20 protein-coding genes and 1 riboswitch are annotated in these 18,322 nt (G+C 37.0%); of the genes, 5 read left to right on the top strand and 15 right to left on the bottom strand.

Features of this window, described 5'->3' with window-relative positions:
• The first annotated feature begins 19 nt into the window (after positions 1-19).
• On the top strand, positions 20-427 hold the full coding sequence (locus C8J95_RS17785; protein WP_107810063.1) for a hypothetical protein: 408 nt from the start codon (positions 20-22) through the stop codon (positions 425-427).
• On the top strand, positions 414-1,319 hold the full coding sequence (locus C8J95_RS17780; protein WP_107810038.1) for an NAD(P)H-binding protein: 906 nt from the start codon (positions 414-416) through the stop codon (positions 1,317-1,319). Before C8J95_RS17785 ends, C8J95_RS17780 begins: the two co-directional genes overlap by 14 nt.
• 65 nt (positions 1,320-1,384) lie before the next feature.
• On the opposite strand, the gene C8J95_RS17775 is transcribed toward C8J95_RS17780, so the two are convergent.
• Complete coding sequence (locus C8J95_RS17775; protein ID WP_107810037.1) at positions 1,385-2,044, bottom strand: hypothetical protein; 660 nt, start codon at positions 2,042-2,044, stop codon at positions 1,385-1,387.
• Between the two features lie 343 nt (positions 2,045-2,387).
• Here C8J95_RS17775 and C8J95_RS17770 point away from each other — a divergent pair, with 343 nt between their 5' ends.
• Both C8J95_RS17770 and C8J95_RS17765 read left to right on the top strand, forming a co-directional pair.
• Complete coding sequence (locus tag C8J95_RS17770; RefSeq protein ID WP_255412875.1) at positions 2,388-3,014, top strand: outer membrane beta-barrel protein; 627 nt, start codon at positions 2,388-2,390, stop codon at positions 3,012-3,014.
• Positions 3,015-3,090: 76 nt separating this feature from the next.
• The gene (locus C8J95_RS17765) at positions 3,091-3,471 is read left to right on the top strand and encodes a hypothetical protein (protein WP_107810036.1); all 381 of its coding nucleotides are present in this window, start codon (positions 3,091-3,093) and stop codon (positions 3,469-3,471) included.
• A 7-nt stretch (positions 3,472-3,478) separates the two neighbouring features.
• Here C8J95_RS17765 and C8J95_RS17760 read toward each other — a convergent pair whose 3' ends face one another.
• The 3 genes from C8J95_RS17760 to C8J95_RS17750 form a co-directional block, all read right to left on the bottom strand.
• Positions 3,479-3,745 (bottom strand): hypothetical protein, encoded by a 267-nt coding sequence (locus C8J95_RS17760; RefSeq protein ID WP_107810035.1) that lies wholly within the window; start codon positions 3,743-3,745, stop codon positions 3,479-3,481.
• A gap of 107 nt (positions 3,746-3,852) precedes the next feature.
• Positions 3,853-4,314, bottom strand: coding sequence for a ribonuclease domain-containing protein (locus C8J95_RS17755; RefSeq protein WP_107810034.1), 462 nt, complete (start codon positions 4,312-4,314; stop codon positions 3,853-3,855).
• A gap of 69 nt (positions 4,315-4,383) precedes the next feature.
• The gene (locus C8J95_RS17750) at positions 4,384-5,058 is read right to left on the bottom strand and encodes a glycosyltransferase family 32 protein (RefSeq protein ID WP_107810033.1); all 675 of its coding nucleotides are present in this window, start codon (positions 5,056-5,058) and stop codon (positions 4,384-4,386) included.
• Between the two features lie 415 nt (positions 5,059-5,473).
• Between C8J95_RS17750 and C8J95_RS17745 the strand changes: the two genes are divergently transcribed.
• Positions 5,474-5,899 carry a hypothetical protein gene (locus C8J95_RS17745; protein WP_107810032.1) on the top strand — a complete coding sequence of 142 codons (426 nt, stop codon included), beginning with the start codon at positions 5,474-5,476 and terminating at the stop codon, positions 5,897-5,899.
• Between the two features lie 109 nt (positions 5,900-6,008).
• Here C8J95_RS17745 and C8J95_RS17740 read toward each other — a convergent pair whose 3' ends face one another.
• The 11 genes from C8J95_RS17740 to C8J95_RS17690 form a co-directional block, all read right to left on the bottom strand.
• Positions 6,009-6,665 (bottom strand): epoxyqueuosine reductase QueH, encoded by a 657-nt coding sequence (locus C8J95_RS17740; protein ID WP_107810031.1) that lies wholly within the window; start codon positions 6,663-6,665, stop codon positions 6,009-6,011.
• Between the two features lie 17 nt (positions 6,666-6,682).
• On the bottom strand, positions 6,683-7,465 hold the full coding sequence (locus tag C8J95_RS17735; RefSeq protein WP_107810030.1) for an enoyl-CoA hydratase-related protein: 783 nt from the start codon (positions 7,463-7,465) through the stop codon (positions 6,683-6,685).
• Positions 7,466-7,470: 5 nt separating this feature from the next.
• On the bottom strand, positions 7,471-8,352 hold the full coding sequence (mmsB, locus tag C8J95_RS17730) for a 3-hydroxyisobutyrate dehydrogenase (RefSeq protein ID WP_107810029.1): 882 nt from the start codon (positions 8,350-8,352) through the stop codon (positions 7,471-7,473).
• Between the two features lie 9 nt (positions 8,353-8,361).
• A complete protein-coding gene (locus tag C8J95_RS17725; RefSeq protein WP_107810028.1) occupies positions 8,362-9,468 on the bottom strand; it encodes an enoyl-CoA hydratase/isomerase family protein in 1,107 nt (368 codons plus the stop codon).
• 38 nt (positions 9,469-9,506) lie between these two features.
• Positions 9,507-10,667, bottom strand: coding sequence for an acyl-CoA dehydrogenase family protein (locus C8J95_RS17720; RefSeq protein ID WP_107810027.1), 1,161 nt, complete (start codon positions 10,665-10,667; stop codon positions 9,507-9,509).
• 45 nt (positions 10,668-10,712) lie between these two features.
• Complete coding sequence (locus C8J95_RS17715; protein ID WP_107810026.1) at positions 10,713-12,209, bottom strand: CoA-acylating methylmalonate-semialdehyde dehydrogenase; 1,497 nt, start codon at positions 12,207-12,209, stop codon at positions 10,713-10,715.
• A gap of 82 nt (positions 12,210-12,291) precedes the next feature.
• Positions 12,292-13,740, bottom strand: a complete 1,449-nt coding sequence (locus C8J95_RS17710; protein WP_107810025.1) for a bifunctional 2-methylcitrate dehydratase/aconitate hydratase — start codon at positions 13,738-13,740, stop codon at positions 12,292-12,294.
• Positions 13,741-13,788: 48 nt separating this feature from the next.
• Complete coding sequence (gene prpC / locus C8J95_RS17705; protein ID WP_107810024.1) at positions 13,789-14,940, bottom strand: 2-methylcitrate synthase; 1,152 nt, start codon at positions 14,938-14,940, stop codon at positions 13,789-13,791.
• Positions 14,930-15,835, bottom strand: coding sequence for a methylisocitrate lyase (gene prpB, locus C8J95_RS17700; RefSeq protein ID WP_107810023.1), 906 nt, complete (start codon positions 15,833-15,835; stop codon positions 14,930-14,932). Before prpB ends, prpC begins: the two co-directional genes overlap by 11 nt.
• Before the next feature lie 319 nt (positions 15,836-16,154).
• Positions 16,155-16,351, bottom strand: a riboswitch (cobalamin riboswitch).
• Between the two features lie 351 nt (positions 16,352-16,702).
• Positions 16,703-16,954, bottom strand: a complete 252-nt coding sequence (locus tag C8J95_RS17695; protein ID WP_009089860.1) for a hypothetical protein — start codon at positions 16,952-16,954, stop codon at positions 16,703-16,705.
• A 261-nt stretch (positions 16,955-17,215) separates the two neighbouring features.
• On the bottom strand, positions 17,216-18,214 hold the full coding sequence (locus tag C8J95_RS17690; RefSeq protein ID WP_045184013.1) for a M28 family metallopeptidase: 999 nt from the start codon (positions 18,212-18,214) through the stop codon (positions 17,216-17,218).
• Positions 18,215-18,322 lie beyond the last annotated feature (108 nt).

Here is an 18,322-nt window from a genome sequence, read left to right as displayed (position 1 = left end):
GAAAAATTACATGAATATCATGAAAGAGAAAAACTATATTTCCTCAGGTTTTAGTATCCAATCTATGATTGCTGCAGCACTACCTTCCTATATATTTCCTGCTCTGATGTCTTTTTTATCAGGTTACTTTTTTCAGAAGACCGAACTTATGGCAGCAAGCTACACAACTATAGGCATGTCTTCATTACTATCCACAATATTAAGTTTTATTATATTATGGCAGTTTAGATTGAGACTAATTTTAGCACGGAACAAATCGATAAGATCTTTGTTAATCATATTATTGATGATGGCCTTGGGACTAGCTTTCACCTTCATCACTAACCTTCCATCAGAGCGATTCAATATAACTTTTTCAGCTTTTCTGGGCGCAGCAATAATAACAATCCGTCAACAGATAAAAGATTATAAAGATGAACAATATTAAACCTGTTATCGTTGTCTTTGGATGTACAGGTACCATCGGAAGAGAAGTAATGCAGCAACTAAAAGGTCGCGACTGTATTGCACGAGGAGTTCTTAGAAATCCTGAACGCATCTACCCCGTACCAATCTCATCAAACATCACTTATGTAAGCGCTAGTCTTCACTCTATAAAACAGCTTAAAGAAGTATGCTCCGGAGCGGACGCTTTATTTCTTCTGACGGCTACATCTCCGGATCAAATTGAAAATGAAATTAACATAATCAATGCAGCCAGACAATGTGGTATCAAAAGAATTGTCAAACTATCTGCGCCCGCAGTACAGCCATTATCCATTGTAAAAGTCAGCCAGTGGCATAGCACAATAGATAATTACCTTATGCGTAATATAGATGAATTTTGTTGTCTGAAACCACATTCATTTATGCAAAATTGGGAACGTAATACATTTACAATTCAGCATTTTGGGAAAATTTACGGATCATTAGACAATGCTAAAAGAAACTATATTGATAGCCGCGATGTGGCGGAGATAGCTGTAAATTATTTATTAACAACTAAAGAGGTAAAACAAAGTTCGGTTATCCTGGCAGGGTCACAAGCTATTACAAATATAGAAATGGCAGAAAAACTATCCCATGTAACAGGCCAGAAAATCGAATATATAAACATTACACCGGATGAATTATTCAGTCAATTAACAAAGAAAGCAAAGCTACCGGAATGGCTGGCCTCGCATATTATTGAACTTGATGATCTGGCAATTAAAGTTCCTGAACCGGAAAGTGATACCATAGCAAGCTTAATTTCAAGAAAACCACGAATAATGGATGAATACCTACAGGAATCCAGACATCTTTTTAAAAGAAAATCGCTTTGGAAATTGTTGTTTTAATTTCTAAATTATATTGGGTTATAAAAATGTTTTACTCTTTCTTTCTAATCCTTCTGCAGTAGATTTCATTTAAACTTTGGCCAATTATTATGTGGATTGTCTAATTTAATAACATCACCTAAATTCTCTTTATTACAGATAAATAATATCGTTTTTGGTCTTTCGTTTACAATCTTTAGGTCCTGATCCGGAATTTTCTCATTTATTTCTCTAAGGCTCTCAGGACTTTTAGGATTGAAAATTGAAACTAATTTAATCACCCTGTCCTTAGTACTCCAAGTATAAGTATAAATATTTGAGTATTTACCATATCCTTTTAAGTCGACTTTTGTTTCATCACCATAGAAACGAATTAAATTAGTATACAATTTATTAACCTCTTCAGGCTTAAGATATGCTTCAGAATTGATTATCATTAATTTTCCTCCTTTTGAGGCTATCGCATTTATAGTAGAAAAATTAGTCTCATCAAATTTAGCTACAATATTTTTATTTGAATATTTAACCACCTGAAATTCAATCAATCCATTGTCAAAATCACTGACCTTAACATATTGCTTATTGTTTGAAATTTTCAGATTTTCTTCTTTATTCGAGTTAATATAGAATTTTTCTGCATTTATTGTCTTCAGATCTAAGGTTTTTAAATCAATTATATCTTTTTGGTACTCCTGTCCATTGCAATAAATGTAGAACGAAAAAACAGTAAATAATAATACTCTCATCTGGATTTGAAATTTGCTATTGTCTTAGTTATATATACAGCATAAACTTTAAACTTATTTTCACTCTCAATTTAATATTTATTTTTAATTTCTTAATAATATAAAATTCATGCAACTCTAATTTATAATTGTTTTAAAATCTAAGAACAAATGGACTATTACAGGCTATTTAGGAACAATATTTGCATGCTTACGCCCTGATTTTCAATTTAGAATTACCTGTAAATTTTACTGAAAAATTTATACCTTAAAAAAATAGATTTAATTTTTAGTAATGCTCTCAAAAGATTCCCTGCTGTTGAAAATAAAACTTCGTATTTAAAGTAATAAATCAGTTATAATTATGAGAAAAATATTTATCCCATTAATGATATGTTTCGGAATGGCAGTTCAGGCTCAGGTCAGCATCGGAGTAAGAGTTAATGCTCTATTCAACACCTCATCCTCCAACTGGAATGCCATCGGTACTACGGCAAAAAATGCTTTTACCAATCCAAAAGATGTAGCCGGTTTTAATATTGGACTTTCTACAAAATTTAAACTACCTGCTACTCCGATATTTTTAATGCCTGAGATCTACTATACAAACTTTAAAAGTAAAGTTACCTATGTAGATTATGATAACAGAGATATTTTTGAGATTTCAGCAAAGAGCCAGAGAATAGATATTCCGATACTGGCAGGTATTGACGTTATTGGACCTGTAAGTGTTTTTGCCGGGCCTGTATTATCTACTAACCTGTCCAATAATAAAGATTCCGGAAATTTTGAAGTTGATGGATCCGGAAAATTATCTGTAGGATATCAATTCGGAGCAAATGTAAAAATCTCTAAAATCATTGTAAACGCCAGGTATGAAGGTTCTTTTTCCAGAGACGAACGTAAATTCATCAATAAAACGAGTGGTAAAGCTATAAACTACGACAACAGACCAAGCATGCTTCTCCTTGGTTTAGGCTATCAATTCTAAAAACAATAAAAAAGCAGATAAATATTTATCTGCTTTTTTGATTTAATATATCTCAACATAATAAAACTGTTTTACTATGAAAAACGATGATGAATTAATGCTTGTTGATAAATACGCTGCTAAACCATTATTATATTTTTTTTTATTTATACTAGTTTTAATAATATCATCTATCGTATATTTTTGTTCTACAGATGAAAGGAGACACGACCATATTACGCTTATATTAGAAAAACACGCCAAAGTTATAAAAATTGCACCCTTTCCATCACAGCCAAGAGATCTTGCAGTTTCTTGGAATGATGGTAAAGTATCAACCTGGATGTTTAATTTAAAAGTAGGTGATTCTGTATCAAAAAACAAAGGCGATTATATTCTCTATATTTTCAGAAAAGATTCCATTATCCCAATAAGTCTGCCTTCTCAAGAAAAGTGGACTATAAATTCTTTATTTTAAATAGTCCCTATAGTTTTTTTGCATTTAACTCTACCTGAATTTCCCTTAGCTTTTCAGCATGATATTGTTCCTCACTCCGGTCAACAATTTCGAAATGTATAGTAGTTTCACCATAGGTATTATACAAATCCTGAAGTTCCTTATTAGAATGCGCTCCTGCTTTTAGCATACGGATATGGTGTTTTATTTTCTGTCGTACAATAACCGATGCATCTATAAATACATCTTTGGTTACCGAACAGTAAAAAATATAAATCCCTGAGACTAACTTCATACTGCAAGCTAAGCATAATTTAGTTTATATAAATTTCCTGGCATTTGCATAGAAATAAAAAACCTTCACCAAAATGGTAAAGGTTTTTACTTTATTAGAATTGTTATTTACTTCTGTGTAAAAGTCTGATAATGGTCTTTTGTTACATATACAAGTCCATCATTACTCATAATCAGACGGTCTGCATTTCTGTTTCCGCAGTTGTAGTTAAGGTCTGCTTCGTAATAGGTTCTGTTTGTCTTTTTTGGCAAAAGACCTTCTCTGTTCCCAAAGACATCTCCACCGATAGCTTTCCCTGGTAATACCGTACAAAGATTTCCTTTTGAAGCTACCCAACCAGCCTTTTGAGCCACACTTTTGGTAACATAGTAGTTAGGTAATTTTTTGTTCTTTTTTACATAGTCTACAACAACATCTTCATTGGTAAGTTGGTAAATATCAGAAGCAGCTGCAATCTGAGCTTTAGCCTCCGCAGAACCATTTAAATCTGCCCGGCTGTCATCGTTACTACATCCCGTAAAAATTGTGAAAATTGCTAAAATAGCAATGAATAAAAACTTTGCTTTCATAAAATTGTTTTGATGATTTACGCAAAGCTAATCTTATTCTGCGGTTTATAAGTTAATTGAATATTATATTTAAATATTAAGCATTCGTGGATCTATAATATCCATTGTAAGTTGCTTTTGTTTCCAATGTTCGGCCCTGCTTGAATATAGAAAAAACTTTCCTAGCTTATATTTAAATTTTAAATATCCCCTAAATTCTATTCCTTCAAAAACTCTGTACGGAGTCTCAGGATTTTCTTTTAGGCTCGCCTCAATTCCTGTTGTATAGGCAGTAGGTCCCGTTGTTTTATGAATATCATTTGGATACCTGTGATTTTCAATATTATCAACAATATGCTCTAAAACTTTTGCCAAAAAAGGATGTCCTTTTTCATAGACCAATGCCCACTGCACAAAAAACTGAGGATGGCGCTCTCTGCTCAGCACAGCAACATCATCAGGTCTTATTAGCGCTTTAAGAGGCTTCGATATACCACTATCTATATCAAGATATACCCCTCCTTTCTTATAGAGAATAGCATAACGAAAAAAATCTGCTTTCGCAGCTCCGATTGTTAAACGTTTATAAGCTTCGAAATACCGTGGTGGAAATTCTTCCTGCAGAAATTTGTCGATATCATCATCATCGTACAAATGGTAAGAGTAATCAGGATTCAGCCTTTTAATTTTCCAAATATGAAATCTCGTGAGCAGAGGAAGCTTCTTAGTTTTAAATGTCTGAAAGATGTTTTTTTGTATAGACATACTAATTAAGGTTTATTAATTTACTATTAGTTTTCTTTAAGTTTTCTTTAAGCTTAGATAAACTTTTATAAAAGGGGTTAAAAGAAAAAAAGAAGTTTAACATCTATTAACAAACAACTAAACAGATATAATTAACGAAAAACAGCCAAAATATATAAAATTAATCTATTGGATATTTAAATCGATATGAAATTACTTTTATATTCAAATTAATAATAAATCAATATATTAATAAATAAATAGTTTTATTACAAATAGTTATAAATTATTTTCAATAAAAAAAGCAGTAAAAAAAATAAAGAAACATTCCTGCATATTTTTTTTACTTTCATATAAACTTTTACCAGAATTTGATAAAATATACTGAAGCATTAAACTTAATTTTGGGGATAATTCTTATTAAATAATATTAGCCATGAAAGCAATGCTCAGAAATACATCTCTTATTATTTTCAGTTCTGTTATAATATATGCATGCAACACTGATAAACCTAAGAATAATACTCAGGCGATGGCAGAACAGATGACGGCAACTCCGTCCGACGGTAGATATGCCAAGGGGGACAAAGTACCAAATGAAACAGTATGCATGGTGAACGATGCTTATATGGGAAAGAAGCAAATAGAAGTTCCCCATGATGGCAAAACTTATTATGGCTGTTGCGAAATGTGTGTAGAACGTATTCCGAAAGATAAAAGTGTAAGAGAAGCTACTGATCCATTTAGTGGAGAAAAAATAGACAAGGCAAATGCATATATTGTAATGGTGGGCGACAATGGTGAAGTTGCCTATTTCAAGAATGAAGATAATTATAAAAAATTTGTAGCTCAAAATTCTTAGAAGAAGATTTTAGACGCTAAAAAACACAAAAGGCAGTATCATGTGATACTGCCTTTTCATTTTTCTTGTTTCTCAATATTATCCTTGAAGTGATAGCTTTAGATTTTTGTTATCCTCCTTCGTGAGTACCATAATATTTTTCACCTAGTTTTATTTTCTCCCGTCCATTTTCCATTCTCCATTTGTTGGTATCTCGTAAAGAATAGGCACAGCCACAATATTCCTGCATATAAAACTGCTCCTGCTTACTAATTTCCAGCATTCTTGCCGAACCACCTTTCTTTCTCCAATTATATGTCCAGTAGATGATGCCATCATAATGGCCGGCAGCCCGCATACCACAATCATTAATTTGTTCCATATTCTTCCACCTGGAAATCCCTAAAGAACTGGATATTATATCAAATCCATTTTCATAAGCATATAATGCGGTACGCTCAAAACGCATATCAAAACACATCGTACAACGTATTCCTTTTTCAGGTTCCCATTCCATTCCTTTTGCCCGGGAAAACCAATTATCTACATCATAATCTGCATCTACAAAAGGGATATTATACTTTTCTGCAAAGCGTATATTTTCTTCTTTTCGCAAAACATATTCCTTTTGGGGATGAATATTTGGATTGTAAAAGAATATTGTAAACTCTATACCCGAAGCAATAATTGCTTCCATCACCTCTCCTGAACATGGCGCACAACAAGAATGTAATAATAGTTTTTTACCTTCTTCCGGCAATACCAGTTTCTCTCTTATCAAACTCATATATTAATATATAATCTTTATTTCCCCTTAAAATCAGGAGTACGTTTTTCAACAAAGGCCCCAATGCCTTCATTGTGATCTTCTGTATCGAAGAGTTCTCCAAACAGGTAAGCTTCCTGTTTCAGGCCGTCAGTAATATGTATTTCAACTCCTGTATTTAGGGACTGCTTAGCTTTCGCTACTGCAGCAGGACCTCTGGAGGCAATAGTTACAGCCAGTTTACAGGCTTCATCCAGTAGTTTTTCCGGAGCAATTACACGATTGACAAAACCAAATTCTTGGCAACTTTCAGCTGTATAGAACTCACCAGAGAAAACTATTTCTTTTGCTTTGTACAATCCTATTGCTCTGGGCAGACGCTGCGTTCCACCAAAGCAGGGTAAAAGTCCCAGCGTAACTTCTGGCAAACCAAATCTGGCTTTTTCACTTGCCAGAATTATATCACATGCCAATGCAAGTTCACAACCTCCACCCAATGCAAATCCATTTACTGCAGCTATAACAGCGAAAGGTAATGCCTCGATTGCATTAAATACTGTCTGAGCAGTAACCGAAAATTTTTCTGCCTCTTCGGGGGTCATTTCCTGCATTGCTTTTATATCTGCTCCGGCTACAAAAGCTTTATCACCAGCCCCGGTAATTATAAGAGCCCGTATCTCTTTATTTGTTTTAATATAATCTGTAAATACCTTCAGTTCTTTTAATATATCTGCATTTAGAGCATTCAAAGCCTGTGGACGGTTAATCGTTAATATGCCAGTATATCCGTCCTGTGTATAAATTAATGTTTCGAAATCCATAGTCGTTATTGTTTGTTGAGAAACTGAATAATACTGGAGAAATCTATTTTTCCGTTACCTGCATCGCTCCACATTCGGTACAGGTTTAATGCTGTACTTCCCAGCGGAGTGGCTGTTTTTGTTTCCAATCCTGCTGCCGTTGCCAGGCCAAGATCTTTTGCCATAAGATCTACAGCAAAACCACCTGCATAATCTTTTGATGCGGGTGCATTCTCCATAACTCCCGGATAAGGATTGTAGACTTCCAGAGACCAGTTCCCACCTGAGCTCTTCTTCATGATCTCACTCAGTACTTTAGCATCCAGTCCTTGTCTTACCCCTAAATTAATAGCCTCTGAAGTTCCTATCATATGAACTGCCAGAAGCATATTATTACACATTTTAGCAACCTGCCCAGCTCCGGATTCTCCGGCATGGAAAATATTTTTCCCCATACATTCCAGTATGGGCTTTGCTTTTTCAAAGTTTTCCTGTGTTCCGCCAACAATAAAAGTTAACGTCCCGGCTTTTGCGCCACTCGTTCCTCCCGAAACAGGAGCATCTATCATGCTACAACCTTTTAGCTGTACTTTATCGGCAACCGTTCTGGCAGTAACAGCATCAATTGTACTGCTGTCTATCAGAAGCGCACCAGACCTCAGATTATTTATGAATTCATCGGAATACAAATCGGAAACATGTTTACCTGAAGGCAACATTGTAATAACTACATCTGCATCTTTAATAGCTTCTATCGAAGATGCAGCAACATGGCCTCCGGCTTCTTTTAAATGATTCAAGGCATCTGCTGAAAGATCAAAACCTTTAACCTCATAACCTTTTCTTACCAGGTTTGCAGCCATAGGCCCACCCATATTTCCTAATCCTATAAATGCGATTTTCTTCATGATCATCAATTAATTTATACTTAAATTCTTCAAAGGATGCTCTTCCACATTCCAGATGGGAGAAAAATAACCACCTACCCATTCTTCAGTAATTTCATCCTGCGTTGCCGGAACCCATTTTGGAGACTGATCCTTATCTACCAATAGAGCACGTACTCCTTCCGCAAAATCCGGATGTATACAACATTGACATGATAGGTTGAGTTCTGAGCGAAATACTTCCTCCAGACTCAGCTTAACTCCCAGCTTCAACTGTCTGAAAATGATAGCAGCCGAACTCGGAGAGCCCGATTTAAATGTTTTGATCCCCGTATCTATCCATTCATCTTCTCCCTGATGTGCTGTTAAAATATCAGCAAATTCTTTCAAGGTGTTTACCCCTTCAAACTTACGGATGAACAACTCACGGGCAGCAGCTTTAGATTCAGGCATTTTAATGCGGGCCGAAAATTTTTCGAGTACCTCAGAAACTGTTTTATAACGTCCACCACTCCAGTCTGCCTGTTCCAAAGCTTTTACAAGATCCTGTTTTGAGGCAGACTCTACATAATAGTCTGCCAGCCCCAGAAATCTACAGTCCGCACCATCCAGTCTGGCCCCCGTTAAACCAGAATACAAACCATAAGCGAAAGGCATTCTGTTTAAAAACCAGGTTCCACCGACATCTGGGTACAAACCTATTGTAATTTCAGGCATGGCCAGTTTACTTTTCTCTGTAACAATACGATGAGAAGCTCCTACCATCAGACCTATTCCGCCACCCATTACAATACCACTTCCCCATACAATTACAGGCTTGGGATACGTATGAATAGCATAATCTACTTTGTATTCTTTAGAGAAAAAATCAAGGCATTCTTGCGGAACTCTATTTGGATCAATCGCCTTTTGTTCCACAATTGCATCATAAAGTTTTCTCACATCGCCTCCGGCACAAAAGGCCTTCTCCCCTGCTCCCTGCAAAAAGATACAGGCAACCTCATCGGACAGTTCCCACTTTTTCAGAGCAGCACCCAATTGTTCTATCATCGGAAGTGAAAGAGAATTAAGGGTCTTTTCTGAATTAAGTGTAATAAACCCGACTTTATTTTTTATTTCTGTAAGTATTAAATCCATATTTTTAAGTGAAAATGAAGTGAATATAAAGTTAAGCTTTATCTGATCTGGAGCGTAGCTCCTTCCTCCAGTATTTTTCTGGAGATTACCAGTTTCATAATTTCATTTGTTCCCTCTACTACTTGATGTACTCTTGCATCGCGCATTAACCTTTCCACAGGAAAATCCTGCGTACAGCCATATCCGCCCAGAATCTGTAAAGCCTCGTTACAGATATTAAAACACATATCGGTAGCCAATCTTTTAGCCATTGCGCAGTATGTAGTAGCATTAGGGTCATTGGAATCCAGCTTAAATGCTGCCAGATGAATCATCTGCCGGGCTGCAACTAATTCTGTTACCATATCAGCAATCTTAAATTGTAATGACTGGAACTGTGCTAAAGATTTCCCGAACTGTTGTCTCTCGTGCATATAACGTTGTGCCTGGTTAATAGCTCCCTGAGCAGCTCCTACAGAACACGTTCCAATATTGATACGCCCGCCGTCCAATCCTTTCAGGGCAATTTTAAAACCTTCGCCCAATGTTCCCAAAAGATGACTTTCGTCCACCTCTACCTGATCTAAAAATATAAATCGTGTTGGTTGCGTATTCCAGCCCAGTTTTTTTTCATTTTCACCAAAGCTTATTCCCGGGCTTTTCGCAGAAACAACAAAAGCGCTAATTCCTTTTGAAGAAGCATCTCCTGTGCGTACCATTACAATAAGCACATCACTTTCTCCGGCTCCGGAAATAAATGCTTTTGTACCAGTTATCAGATATTTATCGCCTTTCTTTACAGCTGTTGTCTTGAGACTTGCTGCATCCGATCCGGATCCAGGTTCGGTAAGACAATATGATCCCAGAAGATCTCCTGTTGATAATTTTGGACACAATTCTTTCCGGATTTCTTCTTTTCCGTATTTATCAATCATCCACGAAACCATATTATGAATAGTAATATAGGCTGTAGTAGACGGGCATGCTGCTGCCAGTTCTTCAAATATAATAGCAGCATCCAGTCTCGAAAGACCTAAACCACCACTTTCCTCGCTTGTATAAATGCCACAAAATCCCAGCTCTCCGGCTTTTAAAATAGCTTCTCTGGGAAATATCTTTTTAGCATCCCATTCCGAAGCATACGGTGCTAACTCTTTATGGGCAAAACTCCTTGCTGCCTCCTGAAAGGCATACTGGTTTTCGTTTAAGTTAAACTGCATATCTTATTCGGTTAAAAATTGAATACTGAATATATGTTCAGCTCATTATTTTAAAGCTATAGTCATGTTTACATTGCCTCCCGGTACATCCTCCTCGAACCAGCGTGCAGTAATTGTCTTGGTCTCTGTATAAAACCGCACTCCTTGCTTTCCGTAGGAATGCAGATCTCCGAAAAACGATTTGCGCCAGCCTGTAAAAGAAAAGAATGGTAAAGGAACCGGTATCGGAAGATTAATCCCGATCTGTCCAACTTCTATTTCATGCTGAAACTTCCGGGCTGCTGCTCCGGAATTAGTAAAAATAGAGGTTCCGTTACCATAAGGATTGGCATTAATAATCTTTATAGCCTCATCCAATGTATCAGCCTTTAACAGCAACAATGCGGGCCCAAAAATTTCTTCTTTGTAAATATCCATATCTACCGAAACATTACTAAACAAAGTCGGCCCTACAAAATATCCGTTCTCATAACCTTCTACAGTACAGACACTGCCATCCAGCAATACTTCTGCACCCTGATTGTATGCACTCTGGATAAGCCTCAGAACCTTTTCTTTAGATTGTTTGTTGATCAGCGGACCATAAGCTGCAGAGTCATCGGACCACACACCAGGTTTAATATTGCTTAATGCTTTTTTGATATCATCGGTCCAGTTCTGAGCCTCACCCACCAAAACAGCTACACTAATTGCCATACAGCGTTGTCCAGCTGCTCCACAAGAAGCCCCAACCAGATTATTAATAACCTGCTCTTTGTTGGCATCAGGCATTACAACCATATGGTTTTTAGCCCCACCAAAAGCCTGTACCCGCTTCAGGTTATGCGTTCCTGTTCTATAAACATGCTCTGCAACAGGAACCGATCCTACAAAAGAAATAGCCCTTATATCAGGATGGTTCAGAAGATGATTCACCTGATCTTTGGCACCATGAACAATATTCAGTATACCTTTCGGGAAGCCTGCTTCATAGAATAGCTCTGCCATTCTCACAGAAGTCATAGGTGTCTGTTCCGATGGCTTTAGGATAAAAGTATTTCCACAGGCAATAGCCATAGGAAACATCCATAACGGAATCATTGCCGGAAAGTTGAATGGTGTAATACCTGCACATACGCCTAATGGCTGTACGTAACTATAAGTATCTACTGCTCTGGCTACATTTTCTACTGTCTCCCCCATCATCAGTGTAGGAATATTGCAAGCATGCTCTACCACCTCTATACCGCGCCATACATCTCCCATTGCATCGGCAAAGGTTTTACCGTTTTCTTTGGAAAGTATTTCTGCAAGTTCTTTCTGATGTTCTTTCAGGAGTTGCTGATATTTAAGAAAAAGCCGTGCCCGCTCAGGAGTAGCAACTTCCTTCCATATTTTAAAGGCTGCAGATGCTGTTTCAATAGCTTCATCTATCTCAGACAACAAGGTTAGCGGAACCTCAGCAATAGTTTCTTGTGTTGCCGGGTTTTCCACAGGTAAGTATTCGGTAGTTTTACTTTCTGTAAAAGCACCGTTTATTAATATTTTTATTTTTTCTGACATTATAAATAGGATTGGTGTAAATGGTATAAAAACGGAAAGCTAAGGTTACCAGAACGGTCCTTAACTTTCCGTTCAGTATAGTTTAAATCACTAGTAAATCGACAAATTCGTTTACGTCAAGATTCACCAGTGTATTGTAATCCAGTGATTTTTCCAGTAAAATCCGCTGTTGTTTTTCAGGGAAAATACGAGCCAGATTAACTTTATATTTTTTAATCAGCTCCGGAATACCTTCTTCTCTTCTGCGTTTGTGCCCGATAGGATATTCAACAATTATTTCGTCCAGTATCGTTCCGTCATTTAGTTCAACAGTAAGTGCATTGGCTATGGAACGTTTTTCAGGATCATGATAATCTTTAGTAAACTGTACATCTTCTACACATTCCATTTTGCCTCGCAGAATATCTATTCTTTCATCAGATGCTATGTTGTCTTCATAATCTGCTGCCGTAAGCCTTCCGAAGATAAGAGGTACAGCAATCATATACTGAAGACAATGATCGCGGTCTGCCGGATTATTCAGAGGTCCTTTTTTATCAATAATACGGATAGCAGCTTCATGTGTGCGGATTGTAATTTTGCGGATATCTGCAGTTGTTTTTCCTAATTCGTTCAGCTTTTTATGAAGTGTCATGGCCACTTCTACAGCTGTCTGAGAGTGGAATTCTGCAGGGAAAGAAATTTTGAATAATACATTTTCCATAACATAAGAACCATATTCTCTCTGGAATTTAAACTCATTTCCCTTGAAGGAAACATCATAAAACCCCCATGTTTTTGCGGTCAGAACAGAGGGATAGCCCATTTCCCCTGTTTTGGCAATTAATGCCAGACGGACTGCTCTGGAAGTAGCATCACCTGCTGCCCAGGATTTACGACTCCCTGTATTAGGTGCATGTCGGTATGTTCTTAGAGACTGCCCATCTACAAATGCAAGTGAAACAGCATTAATCAGTTCGTCTCTGGTAAGGCCAATCAGTTTTCCGACAACAGCTGTGGAAGCCAATTTCACTAACAACACATGATCCAGACCAACTTTATTAAATGAATTCTCTAAAGCAATTATCCCTTGAATCTCATGTGCCATAATCATGGCTTCCAATACCTGTTTTATTTTCAGAGGCTTTTTACCTTCTGCTATATTGGTTCTCGACAACCAGTCTGCCGTTGCCAGAATTCCACCCAGGTTATCGGAAGGATGTCCCCATTCAGCGGCCAGCCAGGTATCATTAAAATCTAACCAGCGAATAATTGCACCTATATTAAAAGCAGCCTGAACCGGGTCCAGCTGAAACTGTGTTCCCGGTACTTTAGCGCCATTGGGTACAATGGTTCCTTTTACAATTGGGCCCAGCAATTTGGTACATGCCGGATATGTTAATGCCTCCAAGCCACATCCTATCGTGTCCAATAGACAATAGTGTGCGGTTTTCCAGGCTAAATCATTCTTTATTTCGTAGTTCAGTACATAATCCGCAATAGCTGTTAAAACATGATCTGGTTGCGGTCTTTCGTTTGATATATGACTCATTGTAGTTTAAAATTGAATGTTATTTATTACTTAAAGGGTTTAGTAGGTTTACTTTCTGTCTGTAATAGAGACAAATTCTTTATTCTCTGGTCCAATGTAATTAGCACTTGGCCTGATTATTTTTCCATCTTGTCTTTGCTCTATGATATGAGCACTCCATCCTGTAACTCTGGAAATAACAAACAATGGTGTAAACATTAATGTTGGTACTCCCATCTGATGGTATGATACTGCCGAGAACCAATCCAGATTGGGAAACATTTTCTTTTCTTCCCACATTACTGCTTCCAGTCTTTCGGCAATATTAAATAGCAACATATCGCCTGACTCTTCGGAAAGCTCTCTTGCAACTTCCTTGATAACTACATTTCTTGGATCTGATATTGTATAAACAGGATGACCAAAACCTATGATCACTTCCTTATTAGTGATCCGTTGGCGGATATCTGCTTCAGCTTCATCCGGAGAGTTATACCTGCTTTGTATTTCAAAAGCAACCTCATTAGCCCCGCCATGTTTCGGGCCTCTTAACGCTCCAATTGCTCCTGTAATAGCAGAATAAAAGTCTGAACCTGTTCCGGCAATAACCCTACTTGTAAAAGTAGATGCATTAAATTCGTGTTCAGCATACAGGTTAAGTGAAATCTGCATGGCTTTTACCCAGGATTCAGAAGGCACTTTACCATGTAACAAATGCAGAAAGTGACCGCCAATTGTATCATCATCAGTATTTACTTCTATTTCTTTCCCGTTATGGCTGTAATGATACCAGTATAATAAGCCTGAACTGAAGGAAGCTAATAATTTGTCAGCAATATCTCTTGCTCCTGCCACATTATGATCGTCTTTCTCCGGTTGTATACTTCCAATAGCCGAAACCATAGAACGCATTACATCCATCGGATGTGCAGCCGCAGGAATACTTTTCAGAATGTTTCTAACGGAGTTAGGCAGGCCTCTCAGTGATTTTAGCTTAGATTTATAATTTTTCAATTGTGCTTCTGTAGGCAGCTGGCCGTATATAAGCAGGTAAGCAACTTCTTCGAACTGAGCTTTCACGGCCAGATCAAGAATATTATAACCTCTGTAATGTAAATCGTTTCCGCTTTTGCCGACGCTGCAAAGCGCTGTATTTCCTGCCACTACTCCCGAAAGAGCTACACTTTTTTTAGGTTTGAAAGTTCCTTCGTTACTTGACATCTTGGTTTGTTTTAAACAGTTTATCTAATTTTTGCTCATAATCGTAGTAGCCAATACTGGCATACAGTTCTTCTCTCGTTTGCATCGTATCCAATACATTGGCCTGTGTACCATCTTTGCGGATATGTTCATATACATTGAGGGCTGCCTTGTTTGCAGCGCGGAAGGCAGACAGCGGATATAATACCAGCCCTACCCCGGCAGCTTTCAGCTCGTCCACAGTGTACATTTTAATCATCCCGAATTCGGTAATATTTGCCAATACAGGAATACCTGTAGCATCTACGAATTTTTGATAAACACCAAGATCAGGAACAGCTTCTGCAAAAATAAAGTCGGCCCCTGCCTCTTTATAAGCTACAGCACGTTCCAATGTTTTTTCCAGCCCTTCATTAGCGAAAGCATCTGTGCGGGCACCGATCACAAAATTGTCGTCTGTGCGGGCATCTGTTGCTGCTTTCAGCCTGTCCGACATTTCCTCTTTGCTTACCAGTTCTTTACCCGGACGATGACCACAACGTTTCGCACCAACCTGGTCTTCAATGTGTAAAGCAGCTGCTCCGGCTTTAATCAAGGAAGTTACTGTACGGGCAATATTAAAGGCAGATGGACCGAAACCGGTATCAACATCTACCAATAAAGGCAGATCGCAAACATTTGTAATACGCTGAATGTCTGTAAGTACATCATCCAATGTTGTAATACCCAGATCCGGAACTCCTAGTGAACCCGCTGCTACTCCACCTCCTGAAAGGTATATTGCATTAAAACCTGCCTGCTGGGCTAGTAATGCATGGTTAGCATTAACAGCACCTACGATCTGAAGAGGATTTTCTTTTTGCATTGCCTCCCGGAATCGTAAACCGGGAGATCCTAAACTCGCATTTTTACTCATTTCAATACTATTGTTAATTTCATGTTTTTCTATCTGTAAAGCCTGTTGCTTTCTATCCTTTGGGACATCAGAATTTCAAAGTCAGTTAGTCCGATTAAAAACCAGAATTACATTCTTTGTAAGCTTTCTAAAAACTTTTACGGGGAATACTAAGAGGATCAGAATACGGGATATACTACAGAAGATAAGATGACTCTGTGTATATCATTCCTGTGAAATGATAATAATGTTGGGTAATACCAGAATATGCTTCTTTTTTACTATTATCAAAAAACAAAATACGTATCATACCTGACTATAAGCTTCAGACCGCGAAAGCATCGTCAATTCGAAAAAAGGCAGGTCTCCTGACTTGTAACAGTTATCATCGTTCTTCCCATTCTGTTGAATGAACAGTGAACTTATTGTTGATAATAACCTTATGTATTGTTACTTACAGTTGCGCGACAGTTCGTGATTTTCACACGATTCCCTTTTAATACACATCTAAGTGTAACCAATTCCGGTTGATATTAGAAACAAAAGAATTTGTTCCTGTTCTAAATATAGAAAATTTTGCCTATCATTTGTAAATATTTCAGTTCGGAGCTGGAAATTATTTATATTTTAAAGCGAACCAAAAGCCGGATCTTCGTCTGTAAGGGCATTATTGATATTTTGTATCTATGCAGTAAATAATTTATTTCACCCCGATACAATGGCATTTTTCGCCTGATTTTCAGGCAGTATACTCACCTAAAATAGGCACAGAAATCCAATATTTTGATTTTCAGGCAAGAATATTATAAAATATTCCGGACTAGTTCGACAGAATATAAACTAAAAAAGCCTCCTTACGGAGGCTTTAATTGTCATTTAATTCTATTTCTATTTTTTAAAAATCCATTCCTGAAGATTCTTCGGCATATCGTGAATAATCTTCTTTACCTCTTCAATATTGTCACATTTTTCGATATTGATACTAAACTTGAAGTTAGGCATCAAACATAGACTCACTTTTCCATAGTAATCGGATAGTTTCTGATAAAGTTCCTTTCGGATATTTTCGAAATAAAACTTTGCATCACTGAAGTTATCTCCGATACCGGAAACGTTATTATTTACTAACACTATTTCCATAAGGCTATATTTTATAATTGCTTAAAAATAAGAATTTTACATAAAATAAAAGGCATTATTTACTAACATTTCCACAATAACGTTCTTAAATTATTGATAATATTTCATCATAAAAGCAACACGATACAATAACAGAAAAGTACTATCAGGGTATTCCTTACTTTCTTAATCTGGTAATCTTTTCCACTTTTAGCCGAAACAAAAAGCCGGAGAAATAAATCCTCCGGCCACTTCATAAAAACAGATGTTTTTATATTAACATTATTTTTTATCTACAACAATTCTGTCTGGTCTGTTTGCCAAATCCCATGCTATAGTGAATACTAACTGAGTTCTCTTCATCAACAACGGATAATCTATTTTATCTGGTGTATCTGTAGGCTTATGATAATCTTCGTGGATACCATCGAAGAAGAAAGCAATCGGAATATTGTGCTTTGCAAAATTATAGTGGTCTGAACGGTAATAGATTCTGTCCGGATCTTTCGGATCATCATATTTATAATCCAGATACAGGTTGTGTGTTGCTTTATTAGCTTTCTCCACAGCTTCTTTCAACTGGGAACTTAGCATTTCTGAACCTACTACATATACAAAGTTCGGGTTATCTTTATGCAATGGGTCTACTCTTCCTATCATGTCGATATTCAAATCTGCCACAGTATTAGCCAACGGGAAAATTGGATTATCGGAATAATAGCTTGATCCGAAAAGACCTTTCTCTTCTCCGGTTACGTGAAGGAATAAAATAGAACGCTTTGGTCCATGGCCTGCTTTTTTAGCTTTGTGAAAAGCTTCAGCAATTGCCATAACACCAACAGTTCCGGATCCGTCATCATCAGCACCATTATAAATCTGGCCATTGTTCATTCCTACATGGTCATAGTGTGCAGAAACTACAATAATTTCGTTTGGCTTTTCTGATCCTTCGATGTAAGCAAGAATATTTTCAGAATCGTTGATCTTTTTTCTTTTGCTCATGTATTCTGAAGGAACTTTCTGATAATAAGAACTCATGCTGGGTGGATGTCCTATCCCGTTCTTTTTGTATTGGTTTATCATGTATTCACCAGCTTTCTTCTGTCCCGGAGAGCCAGTGTCCCTTCCCTGCATTTCATCACTTGCAATAATATACAAGTCTCGTTTCAGGTTCTCAGCCGAAATACTTTTCAGGGAACTTTCATATACTTTCTGAGGGTTCTGTACAGCACATGAAAAAAGAACAAGTGCCGACCCTACAGCCAATACAATTTTCTTCATAAACAATAATTTTTCCCGAAGATAAATAATTATTACAAAAAAACCGATAACTATTTTGAAATATCAAATAATTATCGGTTTTATATATTTTATTCTCAGTTGTTTTAC

The sequence above is a fragment of the Elizabethkingia sp. YR214 genome (assembly GCF_003058195.1).
GTDB lineage: Bacteria > Bacteroidota > Bacteroidia > Flavobacteriales > Weeksellaceae > Elizabethkingia.
Note: the sequence above shows the minus strand (reverse complement) of the source record. Positions and strands in the feature narration are given on the sequence as shown.

Coding starts and splice junctions, on each gene's coding strand:
- C8J95_RS17785 (WP_107810063.1), top strand. CDS start 20: ATGAAAGAGAAAAACTATATTTCCTCAGGTTTTAGTATCCAATCTATG.
- C8J95_RS17780 (WP_107810038.1), top strand. CDS start 414: ATGAACAATATTAAACCTGTTATCGTTGTCTTTGGATGTACAGGTACC.
- C8J95_RS17775 (WP_107810037.1), bottom strand. CDS start 2,044: ATGAGAGTATTATTATTTACTGTTTTTTCGTTCTACATTTATTGCAAT.
- C8J95_RS17770 (WP_255412875.1), top strand. CDS start 2,388: ATGAGAAAAATATTTATCCCATTAATGATATGTTTCGGAATGGCAGTT.
- C8J95_RS17765 (WP_107810036.1), top strand. CDS start 3,091: ATGAAAAACGATGATGAATTAATGCTTGTTGATAAATACGCTGCTAAA.
- C8J95_RS17760 (WP_107810035.1), bottom strand. CDS start 3,745: ATGAAGTTAGTCTCAGGGATTTATATTTTTTACTGTTCGGTAACCAAA.
- C8J95_RS17755 (WP_107810034.1), bottom strand. CDS start 4,314: ATGAAAGCAAAGTTTTTATTCATTGCTATTTTAGCAATTTTCACAATT.
- C8J95_RS17750 (WP_107810033.1), bottom strand. CDS start 5,058: ATGTCTATACAAAAAAACATCTTTCAGACATTTAAAACTAAGAAGCTT.
- C8J95_RS17745 (WP_107810032.1), top strand. CDS start 5,474: ATGAAAGCAATGCTCAGAAATACATCTCTTATTATTTTCAGTTCTGTT.
- C8J95_RS17740 (WP_107810031.1), bottom strand. CDS start 6,665: ATGAGTTTGATAAGAGAGAAACTGGTATTGCCGGAAGAAGGTAAAAAA.
- C8J95_RS17735 (WP_107810030.1), bottom strand. CDS start 7,465: ATGGATTTCGAAACATTAATTTATACACAGGACGGATATACTGGCATA.
- mmsB (WP_107810029.1), bottom strand. CDS start 8,352: ATGAAGAAAATCGCATTTATAGGATTAGGAAATATGGGTGGGCCTATG.
- C8J95_RS17725 (WP_107810028.1), bottom strand. CDS start 9,468: ATGGATTTAATACTTACAGAAATAAAAAATAAAGTCGGGTTTATTACA.
- C8J95_RS17720 (WP_107810027.1), bottom strand. CDS start 10,667: ATGCAGTTTAACTTAAACGAAAACCAGTATGCCTTTCAGGAGGCAGCA.
- C8J95_RS17715 (WP_107810026.1), bottom strand. CDS start 12,209: ATGTCAGAAAAAATAAAAATATTAATAAACGGTGCTTTTACAGAAAGT.
- C8J95_RS17710 (WP_107810025.1), bottom strand. CDS start 13,740: ATGAGTCATATATCAAACGAAAGACCGCAACCAGATCATGTTTTAACA.
- prpC (WP_107810024.1), bottom strand. CDS start 14,940: ATGTCAAGTAACGAAGGAACTTTCAAACCTAAAAAAAGTGTAGCTCTT.
- prpB (WP_107810023.1), bottom strand. CDS start 15,835: ATGAGTAAAAATGCGAGTTTAGGATCTCCCGGTTTACGATTCCGGGAG.
- C8J95_RS17695 (WP_009089860.1), bottom strand. CDS start 16,954: ATGGAAATAGTGTTAGTAAATAATAACGTTTCCGGTATCGGAGATAAC.
- C8J95_RS17690 (WP_045184013.1), bottom strand. CDS start 18,214: ATGAAGAAAATTGTATTGGCTGTAGGGTCGGCACTTGTTCTTTTTTCA.